Below are 19,304 nucleotides of genomic sequence, written 5' to 3'. Positions count from 1 at the left end.
GAGACAAAAAAGGCACCCTCGGGTGCCTTTCTTTATGCCGTTGCCGGGGCGATTACGCCTTGGCTTTGGAGACCGCGACCATCGCCGGACGCAGCAGGCGGCCGTTCAGCGTATAACCTTTCTGCATCACCATCATCACGTGGTTCGGCTGGTGATCGGCGGATTCCATCATGCTCATCGCCTGATGCACTTCCGGGTTGAACGGCACGTTGACGTCGCCGACGATTTCGATGCCATACTTGCGCACCACGTCCAGCAGCGATTTCAGCGTCAGCTCGATGCCTTCGATCATCGCGGCCAGTTCAGGATTGTTTTTATCCGCCAGATCCAGCGCGCGCTCCAGGTTGTCGATCACCGGCAGCAGATCGCCGGAGAATTTCTCCAGGGCGAATTTGTGCGCTTTCTCGACGTCCAGTTCGGCGCGGCGGCGGATGTTTTCCGCTTCCGCTTTGGCGCGCAGCAGGCTGTCGCGCTCGTGCTGCTGCGCTTCCGCCAGTTGGGCTTCCAGTTCGGCGATACGCGCATCGCGCAGATCGACGCCTTCCGCCGCTTCCGGCAGCGTATCATCGTGATGAGCGTGTTGTTCCATTTCTTCCGAGACTTGCTCGTTTGGCGTCTTCTGTTCTTTACTACTCATGAATATCTCCGCGTTTTAGCATTAATCTCGCAACTTGGCTTATTATGGGGATCAAAACCGGGGTTTCAAGTCAACCGGTCACAATGTGGGGCATAAACGGGTCCCGGTGAGGAAAATCACAACAAATGAATAAAAAATTCGCCTGTATTGGCATTGTTGGCCACCCGCGTCACCCTTCAGCGCTGGCAACCCACGAGATGCTGTTCCACTGGCTGGTCGCCCGCGGCTATTCAGTGATGGTCGAACGCCAGATCGCCCATGATTTGGGGCTGAAAGACGCCGTGACCGGCAGCCTGGCGGATATCGGCCAGCAGGCCGATCTGGCGGTAGTGGTCGGCGGCGACGGCAACATGCTCGGCGCCGCGCGCGTGCTGGCGCGCTACGACATCAAGGTGATCGGGGTCAACCGCGGCAACCTCGGCTTCCTCACCGATCTCGATCCCGACAACGCCCTGCAGCAGCTGGCGGACGTGCTGGAAGGCGAATACATCGACGAACAGCGTTTCCTGCTGGAAACCATCGTGCATAAAGAGCACCAGCAGTGCCGCATCAGCACCGCCATCAACGAAGTGGTGCTGCACCCCGGCAAAGTGGCGCACATGATCGAATTCGAAGTGTACATCGACGATCGCTTCGCCTTCTCGCAGCGCTCCGACGGCCTGATCATCGCCACGCCGACCGGCTCCACCGCCTACTCGCTCTCCGCCGGCGGGCCGATCCTCACCCCGTCGCTGGAGGCGATCGCGCTGGTGCCGATGTTCCCGCACACTCTCTCCGCCCGGCCGCTGGTGATCAACGGCGACAGCACCATCCGCCTGAAGTTTTCGCAGATCGGCAGCGATCTGGAGATCAGCTGCGACAGCCAGATCGCGCTGCCAATCCAGGAAGGGGAAGAAGTGCTTATCCGCCGCAGCGATTTCCACCTGAATCTGATTCATCCGAAGGACTACAGCTATTTCAACACGTTAAGCACCAAGCTGGGCTGGTCGAAAAAATTGTTCTAAAATCTGCGCCGGCCACTTTACTGTATATAAAACCAGTCTATACTGTATGAAACTACAGTTATGTGTTTATACACAGGAAGGTTCCCATGCTGGCGCAATTAACCATCAGCAACTTTGCTATCGTTCGTGAGTTGGAAATCGATTTTCAACCGGGTATGACGGCGATCACCGGTGAAACCGGCGCCGGCAAATCCATCGCCATCGATGCGCTGGGGCTGTGCCTCGGCAACCGCGCCGACGGCAACGTGGTGCGCCTGGGAGCCGCCCGCGCCGACCTCTGCGCCCGCTTCTCGCTGGCGGACACCCCGTCTGCGCGCGAGTGGCTGGAACAGAACCAGCTGGACGACAGCAACGAATGCCTGCTGCGCCGGGTGATCAACGCCGACGGCCGTTCGCGCGGCTTTATCAACGGCACCGCCGTGCCGCTGTCGCAGCTGCGCGAGCTGGGGCAACGCCTGATCCAAATCCACGGCCAACACGCCCATCAGTTGCTGCTCAAGCCGGAGCACCAAAAAGCGCTGCTCGACGCCTACGCCGACGAACCCGCCCTGCTGGCGGCGATGAGCCAGGCCTACCAACGATGGCACCAGAGCTGCCGCGAGCTGGCGCATCATCAGCAGCAGTCCATCGAGCGCGAAGCGCGCAAGCAGCTGCTGCAATACCAGTTGAAAGAGCTGAACGAATTCGCGCCGCAGGCCGGCGAGTTCGAACAGACTGACGCCGAGTACAAGCGCCTGGCCAACAGCGGCCAGCTGCTGACCCTCAGCCAGCAGACGCTGCAGCTGCTGGCCGACAGCGACGAGAACAACATGCTCAGCCAGCTCTACAGCGCCAAACACCTGCTGCTTGAGCTAGCCGGGCTGGACGACAAGCTCAGCGGCCTGCTGGACATGCTGGAAGAGGCTTCTATCCAGATCAGCGAAGCCAGCGACGAGCTGCGCCACTACGCCGATCGCATGGATCTCGATCCCAACCGCCTGCACGAGCTGGAACAGCGCCTGTCGCGCCAAATCTGCCTGGCGCGCAAACACCAGGTTGCGCCGGAAGAGCTGCCGCAGCTGCATCAGCAGTTGCTGGATGAACAGCAGCTGCTTTCACAGCAGGAAAGCGATCATGAGCACCTGAACGAGGCGGTCACCCAGCATCATCAGCAGGCGCTGGCGCTGGCGGAAGAGCTGCACCAGAAACGCCTGCACTACGCGGCCGAGCTGACCACGCTCATCACCGACAGCATGCAGGCGCTCTCCATGCCGCACGGCAAATTCAACATCGACGTGCGCTTCGAACCGCAGCATCTGAGCGCCGAAGGGGCCAGCCGCACCGAGTTCTGCGTCTCCACCAACCCAGGGCAGCCGCTGCAACCGCTGGCGAAGGTCGCCTCCGGCGGTGAGCTGTCGCGCATCGCGCTGGCCATTCAGGTGATCACCGCCCGCAAGATGGAAACCCCGGCGCTGATCTTCGATGAGGTGGACGTGGGCATCAGCGGCCCGACCGCCGCCATCGTCGGCCGTCTGCTGCGCCAGCTCGGCGAATCCACCCAGGTGATGTGCGTCACCCACCTGCCGCAGGTGGCCGGATGCGGGCATCAGCACCTGTTCGTCAGCAAGCAGACCGACGGCACGGTCACCGAAACCCAAATGGCGCCGCTGGATAAACGCGCCCGGCTGCAGGAGCTGGCGCGCCTGCTCGGCGGCAGCGAAGTCACCCGCAATACGTTGGCGAACGCCAAAGAACTGCTGGCGGCATAAAAAAGCTCAACTTTTTCACTTTCCTGCGGTCTGACAGTGACGCTGTTGGCCCGAGAAATATCTAAAGTGCGGCGCGGCGGTGATCCAAAGCCATCTCAACGGCCTGAAAAAGGCCAAGCGCTTGAGGTGCTAAAGGAAAGCCAATGCGTCGCAACGTGAAAGATGAAGGGTATAAAGGTTTCCAACTGCCGCAAGGTCTATTATCATCGGCATCCTATGCCCTAAAGGAATGTGATTACTATGCGCTGTAAAACGCTGACTGCCGCCGCTGTAGTTCTTGTGATGCTGACTGCAGGCTGTTCTACTTTTGAAAAGGTGGTTTATCGTCCTGACATCAACCAGGGGAACTACCTGACGTCGACCGACGTGGCGAAAATTCAGAAAGGGATGACCCAACAACAGGTCGCTTACACATTGGGCACCCCAATGCTGCAAGACCCGTTCGGAACTCAGACGTGGTTCTATGTGTTCCGCCAGCAGCCTGGCCATGAAGATATCACCCAGCAGACGCTGACGCTGACCTTCGACAGCGCAGGCGTGTTGACCGATATCCAGAACAAACCGGCGCTGACCAAGTAATCGGCGCTGCCCGCTCTTCCGGCCCATGAGGGGGCATGGTGTTCCTCATGACAGTCGCAGGCTGCAACGCGGAAGAGAAAATCAGTTTCAGATAAAAAATAAGGCGCTATAAGCGCCTTATTTTTTTGCCTTTTCTGCCCGTTGCCGGCGCAGCTCTTTCGGATCGGCGATCAGCGGCCGGTAAATCTCCACCCGGTCGCCATCGTTCAGCGTATCGCCCAGCTTGGCCGGGCGGCTGTAGATGCCGATTTTATTGCTTTTAAGATCGATATCCTGGCGCAGCTCCAGCAGGCCTGAAGCCTGAATCGCCTGCTCGACGCTGCTGCCCTCGGCCAGCTTCACCTTGCGCAGGTACTGCCGCTCCGGCAAGGCGTACACCACCTCGACCTGGATGTCAGACACTGTAGACCTCTTTCGCCCGCTGGGTGAATGCCTGAACCATGCTGCCCGCCAGCTCTTTGAACACCTTGCCGAACGCCAGCTCAATCAGTTTGTTGGTGAACTCGAAGTCCAGGTGCAGCTCCACCTTGCAGGCCTCTTCGCTCAGCGGCGTGAACTGCCAGCCGCCCATCAGCTTGCGGAACGGACCATCGACCAGTTGCATATTGATGCTCTGGTTATCCAGCAGCGTATTGCGGGTGGTGAAGGTCTTGCTGATACCGGCCTTGGCGACGTCCACCGCGGCGGTCATCTCGTTGGAGGTAGCGTTAAGCACCCGGCTGCCGGTGCAGCCTGGCAGAAAATCGGGATAAGAATGAACATCGTTAACCAACTGATACATCTGCTCGGCGCTGAACGGCACTAATGCAGACCGACTGATCTGGGGCATATCATTTCCTGTAAGACATAAAACGTACAGATAATACCATTTATCTGGCGGCAAACAAAAAATCTGCTACGGGATGAGGGAACCAAAAATGCGAAAAATTGCGCAGGTGCTGAACGGGAAAGGATTTCTTTCGCTGGAGCATCCAGTATAATGAACGCACTATGACAAAGAAAAAAGCACACAAACCCGGTTCCGCCACCATTGCCCAAAACAAGCGCGCGCGTTTCGAATACTTCATTGAAGAAGAGTTCGAGGCGGGCCTGTCGCTGCAAGGGTGGGAAGTTAAATCGCTGCGTGCAGGCAAAGCCAACCTCAGCGACAGCTACGTGACGTTCCGTGACGGTGAAGCCTACCTGTTTGGCGCCACCATCACCCCGCTTAACGTGGCTTCGTCGCATGTGGTGTGCGATCCAACGCGTACCCGTAAACTGCTGCTGAACCGACGCGAGCTGGACACCCTGCTCGGCCGCGTCAACCGCGACGGTTACACCGTGGTGGCCTTGTCCCTGTATTGGAAAAATGCCTGGAGCAAGATCAAGATCGGCGTAGCCAAAGGCAAGAAAGAGCACGACAAACGCGATGATATCAAAGATCGCGAATGGCAGACGGCGAAAGCCCGTATCATGAAGCACGCCAATCGTTAAGCCGCTGGCTTATCGAGGTAAACTTCTGGTATACTGCACAAAGTTACTTGGGGCTGATTCTGGATTCGACGGGATTTGCGAAGCCCTAGGAGCATGCCGAGGGGCGGTTGGCCTCGTAAAAAGCCGCAAAAAAATAGTCGCAAACGACGAAAACTACGCTTTAGCAGCTTAATACCCTGCTTAGAGCCCTCTCTCCCTAGCCTCCGCTCTTAGGACGGGGATCAAGAGAGGTCAAACCCAAAAGAGATCGCGTGGATGTCCTGCCTGGGGCTGAAGCGTTAAACTCAATCAGGCTAGTCTGTCAGTAGCGTGTCCATCCGCAGCTGGCCGGCGAATGTAAAGATTGGACTAAGCATGTAGTGCCGACGGTGTAGTAATTTCGGACGGGGGTTCAAATCCCCCCAGCTCCACCAAAATTCTCCATCGGTGATTACCAGAGTCATCCGATGAAGTCCTAAGAGCCCGCACGGCGCAAGCCCTGCGGGCTTTTTTGTGCCTTGAATTTGTCCCGCGAAGTCTGATGCCAACTAATTAAATCCGAACCTTTTAGGCACCTTGTTAGGCACCTCATAAAGCTTTATTGTTTTTGAGGTGCCTAAAACTATGGAAACCCGGCAATGGCAAGACAAACCAAACCTCTATCCGTTAAAGAAATCGAATCTGCTAAACCCAAGGAAGCGGACTACGTTCTCTATGATGGCGATGGCCTTGAGCTACTTATCAAATCCAGCGGGAGTAAAATCTGGCAGTTTCGCTACATTCGCCCTGTCACCAAGAAACGTGCGAAGAAGAGCATAGGCCCCTACCCGTCAGTTACGCTTGCCGATGCCAGAAACTACCGGGCAGAGTCACGCTCTCTCCTGGCGAAACAAATCGATCCACAGGAACATCAGCAAGAACAACTTCGTAGTTCGCTTGAAGCTAAAACCAATACTTTCCAACTCGTGGCTGAACGTTGGTGGAATGTGAAGAAAGCCAGTGTGACCGAAGACTACGCAGAGGATATCTGGCGCTCTCTTGAGAGAGATGTTTTTCCTGCGATTGGCGACGTTAGCGTTACAGATGTTAAAGCTCACACACTGGTTCAGGCCGTCCAACCGGTTCAGGCCAGAGGAGCGCTGGAAACCGTCCGTCGCCTGTGCCAGCGCATCAATGAGGTCATGATTTATGCCCAGAATACAGGCCTGATTGATGCAGTTCCAAGCATTAATATTGGCAAAGCCTTCGAGAAACCTCAGAAAAAGAACATGCCGAGCATCCGCCCTAATCAACTGCTTCAGCTAATGCAGACGATGCGAATAGCGAGCTGGACTGCCCCCCTTGGTTATCAATTGGTTAATTTTTTTGCACATCGTTTCAATTAAGAAAAAAAATGGTAAGATTTTCAAAGTACTGAACTGCTCACACCTATCTTCATAAAGGATATTGTATGCTTTGTAGTATTTCTAAAATAAATATACTAATCCCATACTCTAGAAAAAAAGTTAATATACAATTAGATGGAAAAAGTCTGATTATCACTGGTGGTAATGGTTGTGGAAAAACAAGTTTCATAACAGCCATTTATAACTATTTGAAAAAGGGAATAGATGATCCTAATAATAATAGCATCGAATATTTGATGAATCAGATAAATCATTACAAACACCAAATAGAAAACATTGGGCGAGATGGTGGGAATTATAATTACTATAAGGATATGTTAGAGAAAAACAAGGATAGATTAGAAGAAATTAATAATTTCAATATCGAAACAGATTATATTGACAACAAAGACATTCGGTCTTTGCTCAGATTCCATAGTGCTACAAGACAATCCGCAATCTCTTCACCAAATCAAGCACCAAAACACTCTGTTCTAATTGAGGAAAATAAGCATTTCCCTAATGATAAAGATGGCAGTCAATTCTTTGAAAGCTATTTATTGAGTTTAAAGAAAAACCAAAGCTATGCAATAGCTTTTGATAAAGATGAAAATGAAGCAAAACGTATTAACCTATGGTTTGATAAGATACAGTTAGATCTGCGCTCATTATTTGAAGATCCAGGTTTAGGTCTAGAGTTTGATACAAAAGATGAGAAGTTTTATTTACATCAAGATGGAAAAGACAGATATACCTTTCAGACGTTATCAGCTGGATACTCTTCAATACTAAGTATCTATACCGATTTAATAATGAGAGTTGAAATGTGGGAGGTCTCTCCTGATAATATACAGGGAATTATTTTCATTGATGAAATTGATGCTCATCTACATGTATCATTACAAAAGCAAATATTAAGGTTTTTCATTAAATCATTTCCAAAAATTCAATTTATTGTGACAACCCACTCTCCTTTTGTGGTTACATCCGTTGCAGATTCTGTTATTTATGATCTTACAGCTAATGAGCAAATCATAGATGCTTCTTCATATTCATATGGTGTGGTTATGGAAGAAATTTTCGGCGTTCTACCAGATTCCCATGCATTAACGGATAAGCTTACACACATAGAAAACTTAGTCAAAAATATAACCAAAGAAAATATTTTTGAACTAGAAGAAATCATATCATCTTTGGCATCTAATAAGGATAACATGAGCGATAATACTCAAGCATTCCTTGACTCAGTACAGTTAAAACTAATCAAGACAAAGAAAAATATTAGGAGGTAGGGAGAGAGTTATGTTTAATGTAATAAGAACAATACCCGCCCCTGCTTCGCTGTCAGACAAAAAAACTTATGACGGCGATGATGTTCATTCAGCTCTACAAGAATGTTTTCATGAAAAATGTTATTTATGTGAAACTAAGAAACCATTGGATATAAATATTGAACATTTTGATCCTCACATGGGTGATATAACTAAAAAATTCTCATGGACTAATCTATATTTAGTATGTTCACGATGCAACAATATAAAGCTGATAAAATATAAAAATCTTCTTGATTGTTGTTCAATAAGCGTTTGGGATAGAGTGAAATTAACTCCTGGATTTTCTCCAAAAGCAAAAAAATTCATTATTACGCCGCAATTTCCTGACGATAAAACAATTGAAACAGCACAGCTACTAAATGATATTTACAACAATGACAATACAATAAACAAAAGACTTACAGCTCGTTCCCTACGAACCCAAGTAGTCCAAACCACACACAAACTAACACAGCATATGATTGTTTATCATAGCGAAGATTCTACAGATGAAGAAAAAGAAAATGCACTTGATAAAATAAAAGTTATGATTAAGAAATCATATCCATACTCTGCATTTTGTCGCTGGATGATAAAAGATGATGAAGATCTTGATAAATTATTAACCCCCATCATGGACTGAATCATCTATAAACAAAAGGGCCTAACGGCCCTTTCGTTTTCCCTTGATGGGAACTCTCCATTGGAGAGAATACATATCTCCATACTTGAGGAAACTCAATCAGCCCATTGGACTGTAAAACACTTACAATATATGTGGCAATCAGACACTTCGTTGAAGTGAATATTCTCAAGGAACACTTACTAGATATAAAATTAAATATCGACTGTCAAATATATTTATCTATTTAAATAAAAACTATCGTAATCGCATGAAAACCTGGAGGTTCAAACCAAGCTCCTGACGTCTAATATCTTTTGTAGTGTATATTACACCTCTTAATTTCAGCACAAATTATACAATGAGATTTTACTATTATGATAAATTACCAAATCATTTAAATCGCCATAAAAACATTAATCCATTTCGCCTTTATGAGTACATTACCCCTGCCTTCCTATCATATTCTCAAGAAATTTTCCCTCTAAGTTTTAACTTTGTTTTATATTCAGCCCTAAGATTCGAAGACTGTAATACCAGCCCCAATATAAACGCCTTATCAACATCATCAACTTTACAACCAACAGCCTTAGTCACTTCCGCACCAAGAATGATCTTCAGGCGTGTCTCAGCACTCTTGGATAAGGATTTTTCTTTATTCCTAAGGCGATTCAGACGCATCTGTGCTGATGCGATTTCTTGCTTAATTGTTTTTTCTGTTCTTGGCTTTCTGTTTTTATCATCCGTATTCATAATGATTTTCCTTTTAGTTGTTAAAAACATCAATTAGTGGAAGAATCCGGAACGTACTTCTTTATCCAGGCGTAAAGGTTATGGGTGGTGATGTCGAGACGTGTTGCAACGCTGGAAACAGAATAACCACGATCAACAACCTGTTTCACTGCTTCGATTTTAAACTCTTCGGGATAACGCTTTCAGCTCATGGGCATCTCTCTTTAAGTCATCTTAAATGACACTGAGGTGTCTGTTAAACCCGTGGCAATTCACAATATAAATCAATTAAATAAGAAATCAGTTACAGGGACGCCAGCCGATAAAACAAGGGGTTACGTGAAAACGCAATCCCTTTTTCTTTGTAGTGGCGACAAAATGGCGACACAAAATTACGTCGCCACTTTGTTATCGCTCCCCACGCAGCCATGCAATCGCCAGGGTGATTAGATAGCCGGCAACGAAGAACCCAACAAAGCCAGCAACCTTCATCACTGCCCCATCAAGTAAGAACAGCGACATGAAAGCAGCAATCGCGCAAACGCCGGTTACTATCGCTTCCAAAGCATGCGAAGCACCTAACCCTATATACTTAGTGAGTTTTCTGGTTAGAGAGGATTTTGCAGAGTTCATTCTGAATACCTTTACAAAGCATAGGGTGGCTGTTAATGAATTGGAGATACGGCTCTAGTTGCTCCTCAACCAAGAAATATGCCATATCTAAATTTAACGCCGACACCTTCCGGTATGTTTGAGGAAACTTAACTTGCATTCGTCGGGATGCTTGGGCTGCCTCTTCGATAAGTCCCTGTAACATTACAAGGTTGAGAGTGAACGAAGCGCCAAAGCGTACAAATTGTTTATACGCTAATGCAGAGGTCGCTTTCCTTAGCATCATGTGAGCCGCAAATTGCGCCAATGCAAATTGGCCCCCAGTTCGCCCACCAAGACGACCGACACCATAGGCTAGTTTATTATTGATGGACTCTTTGCCGCTAGCGTCTAATTTCTGATAGAAATCAGTGATCACAATAGTAATCAGGCGTCGTAAGGGTTCTTCACTGTTACCCATCGACTTAACCATACGGGCGAAACGTTCTGTTTCTTCTTGGTTTCTAGTCTTGAGGCTACTACCAGCCAATCCAGCCCCCTGCCAAGTGCGAACAACGCCATGATACATCCCGCTGGGAATAGTCGAAATTCCATCCAAAATTCCATGTGCAATTTGCTTTGCGTCCATTCGCTTTCCTTAAGCAAAATGTGTCCAGCTCAGAGAATAACCAAACCAGGGAGCGATTACCAATTCACGCATTTTTCAGTTTGGGAGTACGCCAAAGCCCCAGGCTTGGCACGGCCCGATGGGATATTTTATAGAAGATCAGAACTGAAAAATCTTTCTGAACAAAATTGCGCAGATGGATAGAGCACAGCACAAAAATATTAATAAATACATTTAGTTATACATATCCCACACTTATTCAAACGTCATCGTTCGCTTCCTTTCAGTGGAAATTGCCTATCTGGTGAGATGATACGCGCTTAAGCCCTATTCCCAAATATCCGGCATGCCCGCAGGCATGCCGGACGCTACCTCACCGCCCCTCTTTCTCCCCCAGGAAGAAATACCACAGCGGAATGGAAAGCAGCAGGGTGAACACCAGCGTATACAGCAGCACCATCAGGCTCCGCATGATCACCATCTGTGCGCTCCAGTCACCGAACGGCAGCTGAAACTGTTCGACGGTGCCGCCGAGGATCGCCCGGCCCATCACGCAGCCGACCGCCACCGCCACTGTCGCCACCGCCGCGCGGAACTTGCGCACCTCGGCGCGGCGGGCGGCCGCTTCCGGCGTTTCGTCCTGAAGGCCTTGCCGCTGCACGCGCCAGCGCCACACGTCCGCCAGCAGCAACGCCGCGAGGCTCACGCCCATTACCGGCAGGCAATAACCCAGTACGGCTGCAACCAGCAGCGTGACGACGCGTGCCGGCAGGGAAAGCGCCAGCCAGGCGGCAACCAGCGTATGCACCGGATGCTGCGCACCCGCCGCCGGGCGGCGACTCCACCACATGCGGTAACCCAGCGCAATCATCAGGCACAGCCCGAGGCCGAACGCCGCCAGCAGCAGCTGATTCGGCAAGCCGAACAGAATGCCCATGTGGGCGTCGATGCCCCAGCGGGTCAGCTTGGCGATGAGTGGGAAGGTGTCGAACCGCACCTGATCGATGACGGCGAAGCTTTGCGGCGCGATGGCGACCGCGTCCACCTGCGTCGGCCAGCTGCGATCCACTTCGGTCACCGTCCAGGCTTTGCCCTCGCCTTTCGGCTGGCGCAGCTCGACCTTGGCGGCGTCGATCCCGGCGGCGCGCGCAGCGTGCAGCGCCCGATCCCAATCACCGTTCAACGCATTGGCCTGCGCGGCAGGGCCCATCTTCATGCCCGGCATCATCCCGCGGTGCTCGGCGTGCGGATCGGCCGGCGTCTGCGGCGCATCGGCCTGCAGGCTGGTGTTGACCTGCGGCGTCAGCCAGCCCAGGTTGGCCCGCAGTGCGTCGATGTTGCTGCCGGCCCACTGCGACCAGGTCAACCCGGTAGCCGAGAAGAACAGCAGCCCGGCCAGCAGCGCCACGCCCAGCGTGATATGCCAATGGCGGCTGGCGGCGAAGCCCCCTTTTGCCCTTTTCAGCTTGCGCTTCGGCCGCGTCGCCAGCCACAGCGCCACGCCACCCAGCGCGGCCACCCACAGCCAGGAGGCCGCCAGCTCGCTGTAGTTGCGCCCCAGGTCGCCGAGCAACAGGCTGCTGTGTAGCTTGTCCAGCCAGGTGCGCAGCGGCAGCACGCCAGAGGTGCCGTACACCGTCATGTCGCCCTTGATCGCCAGGGTGTAAGGATCGACAAACAGCGCGCGCGACTCGGAGGCGCCCAGATCGGCACTCGCGAACTGCACGCGGGTGGTGTCCATTGAGCCGGGTGCCGGACGCACGGCGTAAATGCGCGCCTCGTCACCCGCCGCACGGCGGGCGGCGGCGATCTGGTCAGCCAGCGATCTCGCCTGCCCGTGCGGTTCAGTGAAAAGCGCATCGCGATACAGCGCCTCTTCAAGCTGCGGCGTCAGCACATACAGCGTGCCGGTCAGTGCTGCGACAAAAATAAAAGGAGCGACCAGCAGGCCGATATAAAAATGCAGCCGTCTGATCAGGTTCAGCATCGCGCCACGCGGCGATGCGGCAGGTGGAGTTTTGGTTATTGAAGACATGGCCTTTCTCGTTTTTCAAACTGTGCGCGCAGGCAAACCATCCGCAGCGATACGGACGGCGTTACCCATGATCAAGCAATAGGGAAAAACGGTTGGCCGGGTGGCCCGCGCGGGCTCGGCCGCAGAGTAAGGCGCCGAATGGGCGGAGAAACGATGCGCGGCGCGCAAGGCAGGCGCGCGATGCGCGCCATCAGCCACAGCAGCGGGACGAATGCCCACAGCAGCAGCGGCACGTGGATCAGCAGCTCGCAATAGCCGCAGAAAATCATCTCCGCAGGATCCATGCCGTGGTGGCCGGCATGCTCGGCGGCGGGCATCGCCATCGCGTGCATGTCGTGCGGCATGGCGGCGTCCGGTTGCGCCATGCCGCCCATCATCGGGTGGTGCATCAGCGATTTCGACACCACCGGCGCCACAAACAGCAACAGCACCGCCATAATGGCGATGCAGGCGGTAACGCGTTGCTGTAGCTGACGTGGCACTCTCATCGCGGCGGCGAATTAACCCGGTCGGTGGCGAACAAGCGGCCAGTGTAACCCGCGTTGCGCGATGAGGTGAAAGAAAAGTCAGGTTTGTCTTACACGCCCCCGGCGAGGGCGATCACAGCGCCCGTGAATAGACCCGTGAGGCTTCGCCCCAGGGGTGATACCCGAGCCCGTTATAAACGAAGCCGCTGCGTTCGTAATACCCTTCCAGATCGGTGCACAGGTGCAGCTGCGGGAAGCCCAGCCGGCGGGTTTCCGCAGCTACATGCTCAATCAGTTTGGCGCCGTAGCCCCTGCCGCGCTGCGTCTCTTCTACGTAGAGCGCGCACAGCCAGGGATACAACTCCCCACGGCTGATAAAGTCGTTGGTGATGAGCCCCGCACAGCCGAGGATCTGGTCATTTTCCATCAGCAGGTACCACTGCGGCAGCGGGTTGGCGGCGCCGAGGCTGCGGTTGATGGCGTCTTCATACATCATCAGCGTCTCTGCCGTGGCCCAGTGCCGCTGAAAATACGCAATGGCGCGCGGCGCCAGCTCGGGCGCTTGCCGCACCGAAATCATGTCCATCGTCATTCCCGTTATTCATGTTGTCAGCGTAGAATTATGCAGCAATATGCACGGTATGGCAGCGGCATTCCGCCGCCGTCATTCACTAAGGAGTCATCATGACGCAAAACATCTATGACAATCAGGCCTTCTTCGACGGCTATGCGCAGCTCAGCCGCTCGCAGCACGGCCTGGACGGCGCGCCGGAATGGCCCGCCATCCGCCGCATCCTGCCGGATTTGCAGGGCAAAAGCGTGGTCGATCTCGGCTGCGGCTACGGCTGGTTCTGCCGCAGCGCACGCGAACAGGACGCCGCCGACGTGCTGGGATTGGACGTCTCGGACAAGATGCTGGCCAAGGCGCGGGAGATGACCGCCGACGCGGGTATCGAGTACCGTCGGCAGGATTTGGCGCAGCTGCAGCTGCCGCCGGAAAGTTACGATCTGGTCTACAGCTCGCTGACGCTGCACTACCTCGAGGATTTGCCCGCGCTGTTCGCCACGGTTTACGCCGCGCTGAAACCCGGCGGGCAGTTCATCTTCACCGCCGAGCACCCGATCTATACCGCCCCGGCGCAGCAGGGCTGGCTGACCGACGGTAACGGGCAGAAATCCTGGCCGGTCAACGGTTACCAGCGAGAAGGCCAGCGCGTTTCCAACTGGCTGGCGGAAGGCGTCATCAAGCAGCATCGCACGCTTGGCGGCTATATCAACCCGCTGGCGCATCAAGGGTTTATCATCCAGCATTTGAACGAATGGGGCCCCAGCGCGCAGCAAATCGCCGCTAATCCGGCGCTGGGCGAAGAGCAGGAGCGCCCGATGATCTTCATTCTCGCCGCCCGCAAACCCGCCTGATTGATCCGCAGTAAACCGTTCACACCACCACAGTTGGGGAGGCCGCCTCCCCCCAACGGCTATTGTGCCGGCAACGCCGCCCCGTGCGCCGCGAAGTGCGTCAGCGCCTCGCCTTCCATACGATAGCGCACCCACTCGCCCTGCGGCTGCGCGCCGATGCTGAGGTAGAAATCGATGGCCGGTTGGTTCCAGTCCAGCACGCTCCACTCCAGGCGACCGCACTGCCGTTCGCACGCCAGCTGGGCGATGTGTCGCAGCAGCTTTTTACCGGCGCCCGCGCCGCGATGCTTCGGCGCCACGTACAGGTCTTCCAGATAGATGCCATTTTTACCCAGCCAGGTGGAGTAACTCATAAAGAACACCGCATAACCCGCCGGCTCGCCGTTCACCGTACAAATCAGCGCTTCGGAACAGGCGCCCGGCCCAAACAGGCTGCGTTCGATGTCTTCCACGCTGGCCAGCACCTGCTCGCGCGCCTTTTCGTACACTGCCAGCTCGATAATCATATCCAGAATCAGTTTGGCGTCGCTTTTTTGCGCCGGATAAATCTCAATGGTCATGGCAAATCCTGAGTGTGTTGATGACTGTGCTTGCCAGCATATCGCGCCTCCAATACTGTATGAACTGCATTTTCATCAACAGGTAATGAATATCATGCATCTGGATTTGAAACGCCTCGATCTCAACCTGCTGCTGGTGTTCGAAGCGGTCTATCGGCTGCGATCGGTGACGCGCGCCGCAGCAGAGCTGGCCCTCAGTGCGTCGGCGTTGAGCCACGCGCTGATCCGGCTGCGCAAGGCGCTGGCAGACGAGCTGTTCTACCGGGTCGGCAACGACATGCACCCGACGGTGTATGCCGACAGCCTGGCCCCGACCGTCAGCGAAAGTCTGGCGCTGCTGGCCAAAGGGCTGCATCCGCGCCCGCGCTTCGTCCCCGCCGAAAGCCGGGAGAGCTTCACCTTCGCCATTACCGATTACACCGCTTTCGCGGTGTTTCCCGCACTGATGGCGCAGATGCAGCGCCTGGCGCCGGGGTTATCGTTTCAGCTGCGCTATTCCGAGCGCAAGGTGGCGCTGAACGATCTGCTGGCGGGGCGCATCGACTTCGCGCTGGGCTTTACCGAAACCGATGGCGAAAGCTACCCGGAGATCGACGAGGTGAGCTGGCTAGAGGATGAGTATGTGGCGATCTGTTCGCCCGCGTTCAGCGCGAAATACGGCGAGCTGACGCTGGAAAACTACCTGCAGGCGCGTCATCTGGTGGTGACGCCGTGGAACGAGCAGCGTGGCGTCATTGACTACCAGCTCGACAAACTGGGGCTGCAGCGCGATATCGCCATCCGCACGCCTTCGCTGCTGGGAGCGCCGTTCATCGTCGCCGACAGCGAACTGGTGATGAGCATGCCGCGCTACGCCGCGCAAAAATTGCGGCAGGCGGCGGCGCTGGCTATCCACCCCCTGCCGTTTCCGGTGCCGCCGTATCAGATCAAAATCTACCTGCACCGCAAGAACGGCCGGCCGGAGGCCTGCCGCTGGTTGCGGCAACAGCTGCAGGCGCTGGCGGCGCTATAACGCGGGTTCGCCGATCGGCAGATACCCCTGCCACAGCGGCCGGGCCGGTTTGCCGTGCGGGTTGGCCCGCAGATGCACGTGGTAGCCCTGCAGCGCCTGCAGCAGCAGGCAGTCGTCCACCTCAGCCAGGTCATCCTTGTGCTGCTGCGCGCTGTCCGTCAGCAGCACCCGTTTGGCTTTCTCCTTCGCCTCGTCGGCAGAGCGCGCCACAAACAGGCCGAACTGGTGCAGTTCCGCCAGCTGATCGCTGCGATACCCGCCCACGTTGACGAAAAACAGCTTCTCTTCACCGGCGAACGGCGCAGGCTCCAGGCTCACGTCGTAACCGTCCGCCCAGTCGATGCGCGCATAGCCGTCGACATGCACCTTGCGCTTATCGCCGAACCACTTTTCACGCAGCAGCGGATACGCCTCTTCCGGCCGATCCGCCGCCGCGAACTGCACGTCGTGCAACTCAATATTGGCGCCCGGCGCCGTACCGCCCACATAAAACATCAATAATCCCGGCATGTTAGTCTGCTCTCCTTAGTGATAATCGCTGTATAAATCAATACATAATGAAACTCCTGCCAACGGCGGCGGCATTCTGTGTTATCAATAGATGAGGTTTAATCTGTTGTGGAGGAACGCATGGCATTCAATATCGGTGATTTTGTTCAACGCACCACCGGCGGCCCAAAGATGACCGTGGTAGCGATCGACGGCGAAACCCTGGTTTGCAGCTGGAATGAACTGGGCAAAGAGCAGCGCACGGAAGTGCAGGCCAGCGACGTGGCGCTGTACCACGAAGACGGCGATTTCGGCGTCTGCTGAATGACCGGGGCGCGCCGCGCCCCGTTATCGCTTCAGGCGCGAATGTCCTGATAGGCTGGGGTGGTATCGAACTCATGCTTGGCGAACGGGCATAGCGGAATGATTTTACGCTGCTCCGCGCGCATTTTCTCCACCACCAGCGCCACCAGCTTTTTACCGATGCCCTGCCCCTTCAATGACTCATCCACCCAGGTGTGATCGATAATGGTCAGTTTGTCGCCGCTCGGCACGAAAGAGATCTCAGCGATCAGCTTGCCTTGCTCATCATTGATATAAAAACGCTTCTCGTCTGCCAGTATTTTATGTTCCATATTATTTCTCCCTATATTTAAGTGCGCCGCTGGGGCAGGTGTCGATAACGCGTTTCACCTCGGCCGGCTCGGCATTGTCCGGCATAATCCACGGCCGGCGGTTCAAGGTGAATATAGCCGCGTTGCCGCGCACGCAGTTGGCGGAATGGCGGCATATCGCGCTGTTAAAATAAACGTCAATCTTGTCGCCGGAATAACGGCGGTAACCGGCGGCGGTCAATTCCTCATCCATCTTGGCCTCACATTGCCTGTTTTATTGTTTTTGCTCCAGGCTCAAGTATAGGCAATGCCGTCGGCTTCACCACGCGTCTCACCCAACGAAAAAAGTGGCGCAACCGCCCGTCGCCGCTAGAAAAAAACGTAAATTGTTCTAATATTTATTCAGTAAGACAACATCATTCCGACAGTGGCTAAGGAGTTCGAAATGGGTGATAGCTCAAAAGACGGCGTAATTCTGCTGTCTCGCATTCTACTGATGGTTCTGTTTATCATTTTCGGCTGGATGAAACTGGTCAACTTCGGTGCGACCGTCACGGCGATGGAAGGCTATGGCACGCCGATGCCTTATTTGGCGGCGATCGTTGCCGTGGTGGTGGAGTTTATTTTCGGCATCGCGCTTATTCTCGGTCTGTTTACTCGCCCTATCGCGGTCATTTTCGCCCTGTACGTGTTGGGCACCGCGTTTATCGGCCATCCGTTCTGGAAAATGACCGGCATGGAAATGATGGGCAATGAAATCAACTTCTTTAAAAACATCAGCATCATTGGCGGCTTGCTGTTGCTGGCGGTAACCGGCGCCGGCCGTTATTCACTGGACTATAAAATATTTAATAAATAATTCATCGATGGCCGGCGATATGCGCCGGCCATTTTATTTCGGCTATCCTTTCACCGGCTGCGCTTGGCGTGGCGCTCAAAGTTTTCTGCCTTGGCCTGCGCCGATTTACGCAGCGTGACATAGCAGGCGCCCTCGCCGCCGTCGCGCGGTAAAGCGCGGCAAAACGCCTGCACCTGCTCAAACTGCGCCAGCCATTTGGCGACGTAACTGCGCACGATATTCGGATGGCTTTCGTTCTGCCGCCCGCGGCCGTGCACGATCAGCAGCGAACGCAGATTTTGCGCCTCCGCCTGCATAATGAAACGGAACAGCGCCTGCCGGCTGGCTTCAACCGGCTGACGCAGCAGGTTCAGCGACGCCTGCGGCGGGTAACGCCCGTTGCGCAGTTTGTCCAGCACGCCCTGCTGAATGCCTTCCCCTTTGAACTCCAGCGGCTGTTCACAGGGGATCACCTCGAGAAAATCGGTGCTGAGGAAGTTTTCCTGCCGCAGCCGCTGCGCTTCGCGCCGCGCGCTTTTGTCCACCGCCGCCTGCGGCTTGAGGTACAGCGTCTGCCGTCCGCTCTCCAGCGGCACCACGTCCGCCATCGCCTGTTCAAAAAAGTCTTTTTCCTGCTCGCTCATGTTCCACCTCTCTTGAACGGCAGCCTTTACGGCTGGGAATGGGGTCGATTGTAAGACGCCTTGGCGCGGTTGCAAGCCGGGAATTGTCAGCGGCATTTGTCTCATTTGTCGTCAACGGGTGAGCTTGCGAACAGTTTTCGCTATACTGCTAAGCCATCATTGAGTGCCGCAAAGGATCGAGCCCATGACAATGCGCGAGCTGGAAATCCAGTTTCAAAATGCGATGAATGAGTTGCAGAGCAGCTTCGAACGGCAACACCGCGAATGGCAGCAGAGCTACCAGGCGCTGCAGCAACTGCTGGAAGAAGCCAAACAGCGCGAAGCCGCGCTGCGGGCGCAGAATGAACAACTGGCGCGCAAGCTGAGCACCGCCAGCTCGGTACCGGAACAGCATGCGTTAGTGAAGCAGATCAAAATGCTCGGCGCCCATCTGGACGCGCTGGCCAAAGACGCGGCCACCTTCAATCACCACCTGCGCCAACAGAGCGCGGTCGGTAATTTCAGCGGCGAACAGCATTGATAGCGGCGCTGTCGC

At 54.3% G+C, this 19,304-nt stretch carries 24 protein-coding genes, 1 other RNA gene and 3 pseudogenes; 13 read left to right on the top strand and 15 right to left on the bottom strand.

From position 1 onward, the window contains the following. Positions 1-52 precede the first annotated feature (52 nt). Positions 53-637 carry a nucleotide exchange factor GrpE gene (gene grpE / locus N6G83_RS32310; protein ID WP_025303955.1) on the bottom strand — a complete coding sequence of 195 codons (585 nt, stop codon included), beginning with the start codon at positions 635-637 and terminating at the stop codon, positions 53-55. A gap of 125 nt (positions 638-762) precedes the next feature. Here grpE and nadK point away from each other — a divergent pair, with 125 nt between their 5' ends. From nadK to bamE, 3 genes are all read left to right on the top strand, one after another. Beyond that, positions 763-1,641 carry an NAD(+) kinase gene (nadK, locus tag N6G83_RS32305; protein WP_043138328.1) on the top strand — a complete coding sequence of 293 codons (879 nt, stop codon included), beginning with the start codon at positions 763-765 and terminating at the stop codon, positions 1,639-1,641. Positions 1,642-1,727: 86 nt separating this feature from the next. Next, positions 1,728-3,389 (top strand): DNA repair protein RecN, encoded by a 1,662-nt coding sequence (gene recN, locus N6G83_RS32300; protein ID WP_260516134.1) that lies wholly within the window; start codon positions 1,728-1,730, stop codon positions 3,387-3,389. 240 nt (positions 3,390-3,629) lie between these two features. Next, positions 3,630-3,968: an outer membrane protein assembly factor BamE gene (gene bamE / locus N6G83_RS32295; protein ID WP_004929101.1), complete on the top strand. Its 339-nt coding sequence runs from the start codon at positions 3,630-3,632 to the stop codon at positions 3,966-3,968. Positions 3,969-4,085: 117 nt separating this feature from the next. On the opposite strand, the gene N6G83_RS32290 is transcribed toward bamE, so the two are convergent. Continuing rightward, a complete protein-coding gene (locus N6G83_RS32290; RefSeq protein WP_004929098.1) occupies positions 4,086-4,370 on the bottom strand; it encodes an RnfH family protein in 285 nt (94 codons plus the stop codon). Continuing rightward, positions 4,363-4,797 (bottom strand): type II toxin-antitoxin system RatA family toxin, encoded by a 435-nt coding sequence (locus N6G83_RS32285; RefSeq protein ID WP_004929096.1) that lies wholly within the window; start codon positions 4,795-4,797, stop codon positions 4,363-4,365. Before N6G83_RS32285 ends, N6G83_RS32290 begins: the two co-directional genes overlap by 8 nt. Positions 4,798-4,958: 161 nt before the next feature. On the opposite strand from N6G83_RS32285, the gene smpB reads away from it, so the two are divergent. The 5 genes and pseudogenes from smpB (at position 4,959) to N6G83_RS32260 (ending at position 8,761) form a co-directional block, all read left to right on the top strand. Then, the gene (gene smpB / locus N6G83_RS32280) at positions 4,959-5,441 is read left to right on the top strand and encodes an SsrA-binding protein SmpB (protein ID WP_016929804.1); all 483 of its coding nucleotides are present in this window, start codon (positions 4,959-4,961) and stop codon (positions 5,439-5,441) included. Positions 5,442-5,490: 49 nt separating this feature from the next. Then, positions 5,491-5,854, top strand: a transfer-messenger RNA (tmRNA) gene (ssrA, locus tag N6G83_RS32275). Positions 5,855-6,058: 204 nt separating this feature from the next. Continuing rightward, a pseudogene (locus N6G83_RS32270) lies at positions 6,059-6,748 on the top strand (integrase domain-containing protein); the annotation flags it as partial. A 122-nt stretch (positions 6,749-6,870) separates the two neighbouring features. Further along, positions 6,871-8,097: an AAA family ATPase gene (locus N6G83_RS32265; protein WP_060448117.1), complete on the top strand. Its 1,227-nt coding sequence runs from the start codon at positions 6,871-6,873 to the stop codon at positions 8,095-8,097. Between the two features lie 10 nt (positions 8,098-8,107). Further along, positions 8,108-8,761, top strand: a complete 654-nt coding sequence (locus N6G83_RS32260; RefSeq protein ID WP_072271559.1) for a hypothetical protein — start codon at positions 8,108-8,110, stop codon at positions 8,759-8,761. A 422-nt stretch (positions 8,762-9,183) separates the two neighbouring features. Here N6G83_RS32260 and N6G83_RS32255 read toward each other — a convergent pair. From N6G83_RS32255 to N6G83_RS32225, 7 genes and pseudogenes are all read right to left on the bottom strand, one after another. Next, a pseudogene (locus N6G83_RS32255) lies at positions 9,184-9,493 on the bottom strand (conjugal transfer protein TraD). A gap of 53 nt (positions 9,494-9,546) precedes the next feature. Beyond that, positions 9,547-9,675: pseudogene (locus N6G83_RS32250) on the bottom strand (transposase); the annotation flags it as partial. Positions 9,676-9,880: 205 nt separating this feature from the next. Beyond that, positions 9,881-10,105 carry a hypothetical protein gene (locus N6G83_RS32245; protein WP_055317294.1) on the bottom strand — a complete coding sequence of 75 codons (225 nt, stop codon included), beginning with the start codon at positions 10,103-10,105 and terminating at the stop codon, positions 9,881-9,883. Beyond that, positions 10,065-10,712, bottom strand: coding sequence for a hypothetical protein (locus N6G83_RS32240; RefSeq protein WP_072271560.1), 648 nt, complete (start codon positions 10,710-10,712; stop codon positions 10,065-10,067). Before N6G83_RS32240 ends, N6G83_RS32245 begins: the two co-directional genes overlap by 41 nt. A gap of 352 nt (positions 10,713-11,064) precedes the next feature. Next, entirely contained in the window at positions 11,065-12,726 is a 1,662-nt protein-coding gene (locus tag N6G83_RS32235; RefSeq protein WP_260516135.1) for a DUF2534 family protein, read from the bottom strand. Between the two features lie 71 nt (positions 12,727-12,797). Next, positions 12,798-13,214, bottom strand: coding sequence for a DUF2946 domain-containing protein (locus N6G83_RS32230; protein ID WP_239666026.1), 417 nt, complete (start codon positions 13,212-13,214; stop codon positions 12,798-12,800). A 112-nt stretch (positions 13,215-13,326) separates the two neighbouring features. Then, positions 13,327-13,779 carry a GNAT family N-acetyltransferase gene (locus N6G83_RS32225; protein ID WP_043138456.1) on the bottom strand — a complete coding sequence of 151 codons (453 nt, stop codon included), beginning with the start codon at positions 13,777-13,779 and terminating at the stop codon, positions 13,327-13,329. 98 nt (positions 13,780-13,877) lie between these two features. Between N6G83_RS32225 and N6G83_RS32220 the strand changes: the two genes are divergently transcribed. Then, positions 13,878-14,612, top strand: a complete 735-nt coding sequence (locus N6G83_RS32220; RefSeq protein WP_025303969.1) for a class I SAM-dependent methyltransferase — start codon at positions 13,878-13,880, stop codon at positions 14,610-14,612. A gap of 59 nt (positions 14,613-14,671) precedes the next feature. Here N6G83_RS32220 and N6G83_RS32215 read toward each other — a convergent pair whose 3' ends face one another. Next, positions 14,672-15,172, bottom strand: coding sequence for a GNAT family N-acetyltransferase (locus N6G83_RS32215; protein WP_025303970.1), 501 nt, complete (start codon positions 15,170-15,172; stop codon positions 14,672-14,674). Positions 15,173-15,257: 85 nt separating this feature from the next. Here N6G83_RS32215 and N6G83_RS32210 point away from each other — a divergent pair, with 85 nt between their 5' ends. Continuing rightward, complete coding sequence (locus N6G83_RS32210; protein ID WP_099816871.1) at positions 15,258-16,184, top strand: LysR substrate-binding domain-containing protein; 927 nt, start codon at positions 15,258-15,260, stop codon at positions 16,182-16,184. On the opposite strand, the gene N6G83_RS32205 is transcribed toward N6G83_RS32210, so the two are convergent. Beyond that, positions 16,179-16,694 (bottom strand): DUF1543 domain-containing protein, encoded by a 516-nt coding sequence (locus N6G83_RS32205; RefSeq protein WP_260516136.1) that lies wholly within the window; start codon positions 16,692-16,694, stop codon positions 16,179-16,181. The two genes, N6G83_RS32210 and N6G83_RS32205, sit on opposite strands and share 6 nt — an antisense overlap. A gap of 120 nt (positions 16,695-16,814) precedes the next feature. On the opposite strand from N6G83_RS32205, the gene N6G83_RS32200 reads away from it, so the two are divergent. Next, positions 16,815-16,997 (top strand): YodC family protein, encoded by a 183-nt coding sequence (locus tag N6G83_RS32200; protein WP_025303973.1) that lies wholly within the window; start codon positions 16,815-16,817, stop codon positions 16,995-16,997. Positions 16,998-17,029: 32 nt separating this feature from the next. Here N6G83_RS32200 and N6G83_RS32195 read toward each other — a convergent pair whose 3' ends face one another. Further along, positions 17,030-17,308: a GNAT family N-acetyltransferase gene (locus N6G83_RS32195; protein WP_049209586.1), complete on the bottom strand. Its 279-nt coding sequence runs from the start codon at positions 17,306-17,308 to the stop codon at positions 17,030-17,032. A gap of 1 nt (position 17,309) precedes the next feature. Continuing rightward, positions 17,310-17,540 (bottom strand): (4Fe-4S)-binding protein, encoded by a 231-nt coding sequence (locus N6G83_RS32190; RefSeq protein ID WP_025303975.1) that lies wholly within the window; start codon positions 17,538-17,540, stop codon positions 17,310-17,312. 192 nt (positions 17,541-17,732) lie between these two features. On the opposite strand from N6G83_RS32190, the gene N6G83_RS32185 reads away from it, so the two are divergent. After that, entirely contained in the window at positions 17,733-18,146 is a 414-nt protein-coding gene (locus tag N6G83_RS32185) for a DoxX family protein (RefSeq protein WP_016929826.1), read from the top strand. Between the two features lie 50 nt (positions 18,147-18,196). Here the strand turns inward: N6G83_RS32185 and smrA are convergent, their stop codons facing one another. Next, a complete protein-coding gene (gene smrA / locus N6G83_RS32180; protein ID WP_025303977.1) occupies positions 18,197-18,769 on the bottom strand; it encodes a DNA endonuclease SmrA in 573 nt (190 codons plus the stop codon). Positions 18,770-18,953: 184 nt separating this feature from the next. Between smrA and N6G83_RS32175 the strand changes: the two genes are divergently transcribed. Then, complete coding sequence (locus N6G83_RS32175) at positions 18,954-19,289, top strand: MbeD/MobD family mobilization/exclusion protein (RefSeq protein ID WP_004928976.1); 336 nt, start codon at positions 18,954-18,956, stop codon at positions 19,287-19,289. Positions 19,290-19,304: the final 15 nt, after the last annotated feature.

The organism is Serratia sp. PL7 (assembly GCF_945957435.1).
This window is presented reverse-complemented; position numbering and strand designations above follow the sequence as displayed.